General features: G+C 44.0%; 8 protein-coding genes and 1 pseudogene. 4 read left to right on the top strand and 5 right to left on the bottom strand.

Translation table 11 applies throughout. From position 1 onward, the window contains the following. The first annotated feature begins 402 nt into the window (after positions 1 to 402). Complete coding sequence (locus tag ABF87_RS12965; RefSeq protein WP_160829536.1) at positions 403 to 558, top strand: hypothetical protein; 156 nt, start codon at positions 403 to 405, stop codon at positions 556 to 558. A 203-nt stretch (positions 559 to 761) separates the two neighbouring features. Here ABF87_RS12965 and ABF87_RS12960 read toward each other — a convergent pair. Further along, positions 762 to 1268, bottom strand: a pseudogene (locus ABF87_RS12960) (IS5 family transposase); the annotation flags it as partial. Positions 1269 to 1553: 285 nt separating this feature from the next. Here ABF87_RS12960 and ABF87_RS12955 point away from each other — a divergent pair. Together ABF87_RS12955 and ABF87_RS12950 are read left to right on the top strand one after the other, a co-directional pair. Then, positions 1554 to 2042, top strand: a complete 489-nt coding sequence (locus tag ABF87_RS12955) for a type II secretion system protein (RefSeq protein ID WP_160829535.1) — start codon at positions 1554 to 1556, stop codon at positions 2040 to 2042. 131 nt (positions 2043 to 2173) lie between these two features. Next, positions 2174 to 4945: an EAL domain-containing protein gene (locus tag ABF87_RS12950; protein WP_160829534.1), complete on the top strand. Its 2772-nt coding sequence runs from the start codon at positions 2174 to 2176 to the stop codon at positions 4943 to 4945. Between the two features lie 176 nt (positions 4946 to 5121). Here the strand turns inward: ABF87_RS12950 and ABF87_RS12945 are convergent, their stop codons facing one another. Then, a complete protein-coding gene (locus tag ABF87_RS12945) occupies positions 5122 to 5514 on the bottom strand; it encodes a hypothetical protein (RefSeq protein WP_160829533.1) in 393 nt (130 codons plus the stop codon). Positions 5515 to 5941: 427 nt separating this feature from the next. On the opposite strand from ABF87_RS12945, the gene ABF87_RS12940 reads away from it, so the two are divergent. Next, positions 5942 to 6793 carry an endonuclease/exonuclease/phosphatase family protein gene (locus ABF87_RS12940; protein ID WP_240143679.1) on the top strand — a complete coding sequence of 284 codons (852 nt, stop codon included), beginning with the start codon at positions 5942 to 5944 and terminating at the stop codon, positions 6791 to 6793. 29 nt (positions 6794 to 6822) lie between these two features. On the opposite strand, the gene ABF87_RS12935 is transcribed toward ABF87_RS12940, so the two are convergent. From ABF87_RS12935 to tpx, 3 genes are read right to left on the bottom strand one after another with little or no spacing between them, the layout of a single operon-like run. Continuing rightward, positions 6823 to 7758: a carbohydrate kinase family protein gene (locus ABF87_RS12935; RefSeq protein ID WP_160829532.1), complete on the bottom strand. Its 936-nt coding sequence runs from the start codon at positions 7756 to 7758 to the stop codon at positions 6823 to 6825. Between the two features lie 20 nt (positions 7759 to 7778). Then, positions 7779 to 9230: an aminomethyl-transferring glycine dehydrogenase subunit GcvPB gene (gcvPB, locus tag ABF87_RS12930; RefSeq protein WP_160829531.1), complete on the bottom strand. Its 1452-nt coding sequence runs from the start codon at positions 9228 to 9230 to the stop codon at positions 7779 to 7781. 23 nt (positions 9231 to 9253) lie between these two features. Continuing rightward, positions 9254 to 9748 (bottom strand): thiol peroxidase, encoded by a 495-nt coding sequence (gene tpx / locus ABF87_RS12925; protein ID WP_160829530.1) that lies wholly within the window; start codon positions 9746 to 9748, stop codon positions 9254 to 9256. Positions 9749 to 9774 lie beyond the last annotated feature (26 nt).

Here is a 9774-nt window from a genome sequence, read left to right as displayed (position 1 = left end):
GTTAAAAATGGGAGGATTACCCATCGACCATGTGTCATTGGGCCGTTCTGGCACAGCCAATGGCTCCGGGGGCTTTATTGCACCACTACTTTGGCACTTTGATGCCGTTTAGGGTAGCGGACGTCCACTCCATTATTTTTACACCGCTATTTATGCTTATCAGCAGATAAGCATTCCTATTTTGCTGCTTAATGACAATAAATGTCATATTGAATCGGCATGGAATGGATATTGGCATAGATTATCAAAGCGACCGCATCGACCAAGACAATTAAATAACCCCGCCGTAAGCGGCAAAGTATTTTTGCTCAGAATAACACAAGCTGATAAACCGAGAAGGTCGGTGGCTACACCCCACAAGGAAGGCCTGGTGGTCGGCATGCGTAGTTTGCCCGGCAATCCATGCGACGGTCCACGCTCCCCGAAGCCATTGAGCAGATCACCATCCTGACTGACCAGAAACCCGAGGCCGTGTTTGTCGACAAGGGTTATCGCGTGTCAGCGTTAAGGGGGTGGCGATCTGGCGCAGTGGTCAGAAACGCGGCGTCATACAATTGATCAGGAAAGCTATTCGCTGACGAAGCGCTATTGAGCTTGCGACCAGTCACATGAAAAGCGAAGGTCAACTGCGGCGAAACTGGCTCAAGGGCATCTCGGCGATGCCCCAATGCCGTTCTATGCGGTGCCGGGCGCCAATCTACGGAGATTCTGCGAGCCATCTGGCTTTTTTGTCCTTGGATGCTGTGCTTCTCGACTGCCTAGACTAATTGGATGTCCGCAACAATCGCTTTCGCGTCAGGTAATCTGGCAATCAAATCAGGTGCTGCAGAACAATCATTGACTTTTCCGCCGGTGATTTTAAACTCAACTGGCAAGCCATAACTATCAACTACCAGGTGAATCTTGGTGGTATTACCTGCGCGGCTTTTTCCAATCGCTTGGGGTTCCTTGTTTGCTGCCCCTGCACTATGCTGGTGCGCTTTAACATAGCTGCCATCAATAAATTTCCATTCACAATCCGGATCAATAACCAACGTCTTGAAAATCCTTAATCATTTACTGTTTAACGACCACGCATTAAATCTTTTGTAGATGGAATTCCAGCATCCGAATGTTTTGGGTAAGTCTCGCCATGGACAGCCAACTCGCATTCGATACAGCATTCCTTCTACCGTCAGGCGCAAATTGCGCTTGTTATAAATCGCTTCTTGAAGCAAAATCTTTTCCAGCTTCGACCAGAACTCATCACTGAGCATCAATCGGGGCATCGCAAACTCGTCTTAATGGTGGTATAGGACTCAATATTACGAGTTTGCTTCTTTCCTTGAAATACTTATCTCAAAACGTCAACAGACCCTAGTCTAAAGCTTAAAATTTTTTACTCCCAAGATATTTTCTCTATGTAGCATCGTAGATAATAAATACATTAAATAACAATGAGTTATTCAGATAAAATTTTATTTTAGTTTTTTTCTCACTAACCGTTAATTATTACTATTCATAGAGTAATGAGTATGAAATAACGACATTAACAATGAACCTTAGTATTGGTTATGAGCAATAAATCCATTCATTACCATGCCCAACAAGCATTTACACTAGTCGAACTGCTGGTGACGATCGCGATATTGGCGGTTGTGTCGACGGTTGCCGTTCCGGCTTACACAGATTATTCAGAACGAATCAAAGTTGAACAAGCGATCTTCGATATCAGCAAAATTGAAATGCGTATCGAAAGCTATATTCCGACAGGACCGAATCTTTATCCAAATTCCCTGGCTGAAGTTGGTATGGATGGCCTTATTGATCCATGGGGCAATCCTTATCAATATTTGAATCATTCTAATCCCAATATCAAGGGAATCAACGGGAAAATACGCAAAGACCATAACTTGCATCCCATCAGTTCAGATTATGACTTGTACAGCATGGGAAAGGACGGCAGCAGCCAGTCGCCGCTGACAGCAAAAGCAAGCCGTGATGACATCGTTCGCGCTAATAATGGCCGTTTTATTGATTTGGCATCAAAATATTCGAGCTAAATAGTCCAATGAAAATAAAAGATACTCTATTGCGCAGTCAAGTTGGCCGTAGGATGTTGATATTTTTTATGCTGTCAACGTTCATTCCCATTTTCGCTTTGGCACTTCTGTCATATTCGGAATCGAATGACATGCTACTTAAAAAAGCACATCATCAACTTAATGCAGCGGGTGATACATACAATAAAGCCATTTACGAGCGCTTATTGATGATTGAGCAATTATTCATGGATAGTACGCAGTTTTCTGATGAATCTCATCTTCCGGAGATAGGGAGTCAGTTCAAACAACGGTTTCGCAATTTGGCAATTGTTCTTTCCGATGATCAAGTAATGAATCTGTATGGCACACTGTATCTCACGGAAAAAATTAGTTTGACGGCTAGTGAATTACGGCATTTATCGCTTGAACGCTCGATCATTAAAATGCAAAAGGCTGGGACAGAGACCAAGTTACTGTTTCTCAAAGCACTGCACGTGGATGCTCCTGAGAAAGGTATAGTCATTGCAGAAATTGTTTCGGATTATGTGTGGGGCGACCCCAGCGCATTTGCTTACAATTTGGAGCAATGTGTTTTAAGCAACCAGTACGTAACGCTTTTTTGCGCTCACCAAAGTGATATCTCATTAAAAAAAGAATTTATCGAGCCTATTACTCAAGAAATTAAAGGAGAGTTTGATTGGTATAGTAATCATGAACATTATATTGCCAACTACCATGAGGTTTTTCTCGATGCGCATTTCATGACACCACGCTGGTTGGTCGTATCGATGCAATCCAAAGCGGATGCGATTGGCAATACGTCTAACCTTAATACGATTTTTTGGGGCAGCGTGGGTTTATCGATATTGCTCATCATGTTGTTCAGCATGATACAAATTCGACGTATTCTCGTGCCACTGGAAAAATTGATTGAAGGAACCCGACGGCTGGGAAATCATGATTTTTCTTCTCATATCGATGTCATCAGTTCGGATGAATTCGGCGAACTGGCAACATCCTTCAATACCATGACCACGCAAGTAGGTGAGCAATTCGAAATGCTGACTGCGTTGTCGCGTATAGATCAGGAAATATTATCGGGCCTGAATATCGATAAGATTGTCTACTTGACATTGATTCACATGAATAAGATTGTTAAAGCAGATGTGGTCAGCATTACTGTACTCGATCCGGATGATGCCGGAAAAGGTTATGTATATGAACTAGCTATTAAAGATCACTCTGTGATGACTGCTGATTGCAAAGTTTTAGATTCCATTCAACAATTGCTTCAAAACCATTCCAAAGGAATGTGGATAGATTGCACTGCCTTGCAGCAATTACCTCTGGAAGAATTATCGCGCGAAGGGCAGGGAAAGAATTTGGCATGCTCATTTCTGCTGCCTTTAAATTGGAATCACCAGTTGGTCGGATATGTTTTGTTAGGTTTTGTTCACGCGCTTAGCAGGAGCCAGGAAAACATCCAATACATCAATGATTATGCTGATCGAGTTGCAGTGGCGCTATTCACCAAAAATCGTGAAGAATTATTGCTGCGTCAAGTACGTATCGATGCATTGACGGGTTTGCCCAATCGCTTTTTGTTTATGGAACAATTGCAGAAGGAAATTGCACAGAGCCAACGGGGCGAGCGTAAATTGGCTGTGCTATATGTTGATTTTGATCGATTCAAAATGGTTAATGACAGTTATGGGCATGCGATTGGCGATGAATTACTGTGTGAAGCCGGCGAACGTTTTCTTCAATGCATTGATGCAGGAGATACTGCGGCTCGTCTGGGAGGTGACGAATTTGCGGTCATTGTCTGTGACTTGGACTCGAGTCAGGCCATTCAATCGATAGCCCAGAAGATTATTCTCGGTCTGGCTGAACCCTATTTCTTTCGTGGCGAGCAAAATATACTTACAGTGAGTATCGGAATTGCTGTCTATCCCCAGGATGGAGCAAATACTGCCGATTTGATGAGAAACTCCGACATCGCTTTGTATCGTGCTAAAGCGAATGGGGGTAATCAATTTGTTTTCTTTGAAGAAAGCATGAATACCGAGATCAGTAAGCGTTTGATGATCGAACGAGAAATGCGAAAGGCCGTTTCTGAACAACAATTTGTGTTGCATTATCAACCGCAAGTAGATCCCAAAACAAACCGTGTTCGCGGTGTTGAGACATTAGTGCGCTGGAACCATCCGGAACTTGGTTTTGTGCCTCCCGGCGTGTTTATTCCGATTGCAGAAGATACGGGATTGATTATCGACATCGGGCGTATCGTACTCGATGGAGCTTGCAGGCAGTACCGTGAATGGATTAATCAAGGCATTTGCCTGGACTACGTTGCTGTTAATGTGTCGGTCAAGCAGTTTCGCCAGCCTGATTTTTTCCAAATGGTTGAGAGTGTTCTGAAAAGAAATGAGCTGGATCCACACTGTTTGGAACTTGAGATTACCGAAAGTGTTTTTATGGAAGATATGCAAGAAGTGTTGAGAATGTTGGAAAAACTTAAACACTTGGGCATTCAACTTTCAATCGATGATTTTGGCACTGGCTATTCTTCCATGTCATATCTGGAGCAGTTGCCATTTGATACGCTTAAAATTGACATCTCATTTGTGCGTAAAATCAACGAGAATGGTGAAGGCGGTACAATAGCAGCTACCATTGCCGCCATGGCACACACTCTTGATAAAAGAATCGTTGCTGAGGGTGTTGAAAATCAAGCTCAGTTAGAATTTCTGAAAAAATATGATTGTGAGCTGATTCAAGGTTATTTTTATTGTCGGCCATTGCCCGCTGATGAACTCGCCAATTTTGTGGCGCAGAATCATGCCAAAAACGCTCATTTTATTCCCTCGCATCACCCTCATTCACAGCCTATTCGACTTGTCTCAAACGCTCCGTCTTAATCGTTTGCAGCAGAATTAACAATTATTATCAGTCTCTGAAATAAGTGCCTAAGCCATTTGAGTAATTAGCACATTAAAAAAGAAACAGCCTGGAGACATCACAGAAGGGGAAGATGTTCCAGGCTGTATTTTACGATCAGTAAGAGGGGTATTACTGACCGAGTGCTGCTGACCTCTTATCGTGAACGGCAAGTTCTGGTGGATTGGGCAACCGTGAATCCATTCTCATTGATGAGTTGTCCCGTGACTGTTCCGTGAATGAAATTGCGGCTGATACGAGTCGCACCTGCAGCCACATCACCTGGATCGCTATCAAAATCAAATTCTACTTCATCGCCAGTGGTTGATTTAGGCGCAGATTTCTTTGTATTGCTGCCAGATATAATTTTTGCAGTGTAATTACCTGCCACAAGATTAGTGCCATCGACAGATACTTTTGAACGATTGGCTCTTTTTTCGCACTCTACACGAATGCCTGCTGCATTTGCGTCAGCGACAGGAAGTGAGGTTGCGAATACCGTTAATACTGCGGCTAAAGCCGTTGAAGTTTTGATCATTGATAATTTCATTTTCTTTCTCCATTGATATATTGATTAATCAGATCGCTTCTTCCACTGTTCAGGCTGTGGAGTTCTGTGTGAATATTTCCCACGAACAATTGCGACTATACGTGGGAAATAATCCCATGTCAATAAGTGTGTCAGATATTTTGAGTTAATTTTTCGAGAATGTATTTAATTTATTGTTTTTAAATACAATTTATCTATAAGAAATTCATGGCATTGTTTTGTATCTAGTGGTGAAGAAAAATTGATTGAAGATATCGGAGACAGTTGAGCATCAAGTGTAAAAATATTTCTCTCCGTTGATTAACTGAAATCAGGAATGCATGAAATGAGTCATTGAAGGGATGGATTTCGAAAAAAGCGAAATATGCATATTTAATCCCTCATTACAGAGTCGACCGAGGTTCTATGGAGAACGATTGTGAGAAAAATGATGAAATTATTGAGCTGGAATATTCAGTGGGGAAAGGGCTTGGATGGATGTGTTGATTTGCCGAGAATTGTTCAGACCATCCAACGACAAGGCGATTTTGATATTATTTGCCTGCAAGAGGTAGCGGTTAACTTCGTTGATTTACCAGGAAGTCGGGGAGAAAATCAATTTGATAGGTTATCAAGTGCGTTAACTGGCTTTAACGGTATTTGGGGGGTAGCCACCGACATACCAGATAAATGCGGAGGCAGAAATTTATTCGGTAATGCAATCTTTAGCCGTTTCCCGGTAGGTCAAATTTGGCGCCATTTGCTACCTTGGCAAGCTGAATTGATGACTCCCAGCATGCAGCGTGTTCTGATAGAAGCAGTTATTTATACGAATCTAGGCGCTGTAAGAGTCATGACGACTCATCTTGAATATTATTCACAACATCAACGCGAAACCCAGATTAATGCAATCCGGGATTTACATCGAAATGCTTGCGCCATGTCACGTCGCGAATCTTTGAAAGAAGAAGAGGGAGGGCCATTCGAAGTTTTTTCTCGCCCAGAGCAAGCTCTGCTATGCGGAGATTTAAATTTTCCGGCTTGGGCGCTGGAACGTGAACAAATTCTTGCTCCCTTTGAAGATGCTGTACCCAATTTCTTTGATGCATGGTCAACCTTGCACCCTGATACTCAGCACTCACCTACCGTGGGCATTCATTCAGGCGACTTTGTCGATCGCCCCGAATGTTTTGATTATATTTTTGTAACCGATGGATTGATTCCCCGGCTCAGGACTTATGGCATCGATATGATGACACAAGCCTCAGATCATCAACCCATATGGGTTGAGTTTGAATAGATACAACGGATATAGGAGTTGAAATTGGATTAAAAAATACGGTGACCAAAATTTTCAAAGTAATACTGGTCAATTTCGTCGCGTGAGAACTGATGGTTTTGTCCGCCGCGCCGAGCGATTTTCAATGAACCCATCAATGAGGCAAGTTGACCTGCCATGTTCCAATCCATATGATTCACAATACCGTACAGTAAACCAGCACGATAGGCGTCGCCACAGCCGGTAGGATCGATGATTTCCGTCGGCGTGACGCAGGGAATCTCAAATTTCTCTCCATTGGCGTAAATGACCGAGCCTTGGGCACCCAAGGTAATAATCAATGCCTTGGCTTTGCTTGCCAACGATTCAAGATGGCATCCGGTGCGATCTTGCAGCATCTGACCTTCATAATCGTTAACTGCGATGTAATCTGCCATATCGATGAAATCGAGAAGTTCGGTACCATTGTACATAGGCAAACCCTGGCCCGGATCAAAAATAAAGGGAATCCCGGCTTCATGAAATTCTCGAGCATGTTGCAGCATGCCATCGCGCCCGTCGGGCGCTATGATGCCGAGACTGATATCGTGCGCATTTTCTACGGAATTGAGATGGGAAAAGTTCATCGCGCCCGGATGAAATGCAGTGATCTGGTTATCTGCCAAATCAGTGGTGATGAAAGCTTGAGCTGTAAAAGTATCAGGAACATGCTGCACGTATTCCTGAGTAATGCTCAACTGTTCAAATCGTGTGGAATAGGGTGAGAAATCATCGCCGACAGTCGCCATCATGACCGGTTCTCCACCCAGCATTTTTAAATTATAAGCAATATTGCCTGCGCAACCGCCAAATTCACGGCGCATTTCCGGAACCAGAAATGCGACATTCAGCATGTGAATTTTTTCCGGCAGAATATGATTTTTAAAATGATCCGGAAAGACCATGATATTGTCGTAGGCGATGGAGCCGCAAATCAATGTACGCATATTGTCTTAATATTGTATCTTCAAGCGCTTGGTTTCCAGGATAGATCCAGCTCCCTAGCTGCCTTGACATCATCCAATTTCCGTACCGGCATAGAATGAGGTGCCCCTTTGACCAAATCGGGTTGTAATTCGATTTCACGCAGGATCTCTTTCATTGATAAAACGAAAGCATCCAGCGTTTCTTTCGATTCTGTCTCTGCTGGTTCAATTAACAAGCATTCTGGAACCAATAAGGGAAAGTACGTCGTAGGCGCATGGTAACCTTTATCCAATAATCGCTTGGCAAGATTCATCGCAGTCACGCCGGTGTTATCCTTGATGTCTTTCAGCGTCACAATGAATTCATGACTTGCGCGACGGTTATCATAGGCGATTTGAAAGCCTGCTTTTCGTAATTCTGCCATCAGATAATTGGCATTCAGGGTAGCAAATTCAGAAATGCGGTGCATGCCGTCAACGCCCAACAGTCGAACGTAAATATAAGCGCGCAGCAGAACGCCCGCATTGCCCATGTGTGCTGACAATCGACCTATTGACTGGGGTTTGTCCTTCTCGGTGATCCAGCGATAGGTTTCGCCTTCCTTGGCAACGATCGGGATTGGCATGAAGGGTAATAATCGTTCGGCTACACCCACCGGTGCGGAGCCTGGGCCGCCGCCGCCATGAGGTGTAGAAAATGTTTTATGCAAATTAATATGAATGACGTCGAAACCCATATCGCCCGGTTTTACCTTTCCGAGCACTGCATTCAGATTTGCGCCATCGTAATACAGTAGCCCGCCGGCTTGATGTACGACACGACTCATTTCCGCCACATTTTTTTCAAAGACACCGAGGGTGGATGGGTTGGTCAGCATCAATCCGGCTGTTTGAGGACCCACGGCTGCTTTCAATGCTTCCAGATCGACATTGCCATCCTTGTCGGTTGCAATTTCTACTACTTTGAAGCCACACATCACTGCCGTCGCGGGATTGGTGCCATGAGCTGCGTCCGGCACAATGATTTCAGTACGTGCAAAATCACCACGAGATTCATGGTAGGCACGTATCATCATGACACCAATCAATTCGCCTTGGGCACCAGCCATCGGGGTTAAGCTGACGCCAGCCATACCGGTGACTGATTTCAGGATTTCCTGCAACTCATACATACAGGCGAGAAAACCTTGACCGGTGTCTTCGGGAGCCAGCGGATGCCGAGATAAGAATTGCGGCAACATGGCCAATGAATTACAGGCGCGAGGATTGTACTTCATCGTGCAAGAACCCAAAGGATAAAACTCAGTGTCTATCGAAAAATTCTTTTGCGACAAACGCGTGTAGTGACGAACCGTATCCATTTCCGATACTTCGGGCAGAAGTACAGGGGATTTACGCAACAGATTTTGCGGGATAGCGGATTTACTCGCCGGTTTGATCGGTGACTGTGAGTAATTTCGACGGCCTGGACGTGAGTGTTCAAATATCAGCATGATGTGTAATTGCGATCGTTAATTTATTTTAAGGCGGCTAATGCGGCTTCATAATTGGGTTCATCGGCGATTTCAGGAACTAATTCGGCATGAATTACAGTGTCGGATTCATCCAGTACAATCACTGCCCGGGCTGTAATGCCAGCAAATGGGCTGTCAGCTATGAATACGCCATAATCTTTCATGAAATTGGCGCCGCGCATTGTCGATAGCGTGATCACCTTATCTAATCCTTCGGCATCAATGAAGCGGCTCATCGCGAACGGCAAATCAGCCGCAATGATCAAAACGACCGTATTTTTCATATCGCTGGCTTGCTGATTGAATTTGCGAGTGGAAATCGCACACACCGGTGTATCTAAGCTTGGGACGATGTTGAGCACTTTCTTTTTGCCGGCGAAATTCGCTAAAGTGGTATCGATCAAATCTCTATTGACTAGTGAGAATGCAGGTGCTTTTTGTCCAACCTGAGGGAATGTGCCTTCAATTTTGATGGGTTTACCTTTGAGAGTGACCATGGTGTTTCCTGTATGAAGAATTGAAA

The sequence above is a fragment of the Nitrosomonas sp. JL21 genome (genome assembly GCF_009833095.1).
Classification (GTDB): Bacteria; Pseudomonadota; Gammaproteobacteria; order Burkholderiales; family Nitrosomonadaceae; genus Nitrosomonas.
Note: the sequence above shows the minus strand (reverse complement) of the source record. Positions and strands in the feature narration are given on the sequence as shown.

Coding starts and splice junctions, on each gene's coding strand:
- ABF87_RS12935 (WP_160829532.1), bottom strand. CDS start 7,758: ATGCGTACATTGATTTGCGGCTCCATCGCCTACGACAATATCATGGTC.
- ABF87_RS12955 (WP_160829535.1), top strand. CDS start 1,554: ATGAGCAATAAATCCATTCATTACCATGCCCAACAAGCATTTACACTA.
- ABF87_RS12940 (WP_240143679.1), top strand. CDS start 5,942: ATGATGAAATTATTGAGCTGGAATATTCAGTGGGGAAAGGGCTTGGAT.
- ABF87_RS12945 (WP_160829533.1), bottom strand. CDS start 5,514: ATGAAATTATCAATGATCAAAACTTCAACGGCTTTAGCCGCAGTATTA.
- ABF87_RS12950 (WP_160829534.1), top strand. CDS start 2,174: ATGCTACTTAAAAAAGCACATCATCAACTTAATGCAGCGGGTGATACA.
- tpx (WP_160829530.1), bottom strand. CDS start 9,748: ATGGTCACTCTCAAAGGTAAACCCATCAAAATTGAAGGCACATTCCCT.
- gcvPB (WP_160829531.1), bottom strand. CDS start 9,230: ATGCTGATATTTGAACACTCACGTCCAGGCCGTCGAAATTACTCACAG.
- ABF87_RS12965 (WP_160829536.1), top strand. CDS start 403: ATGCGACGGTCCACGCTCCCCGAAGCCATTGAGCAGATCACCATCCTG.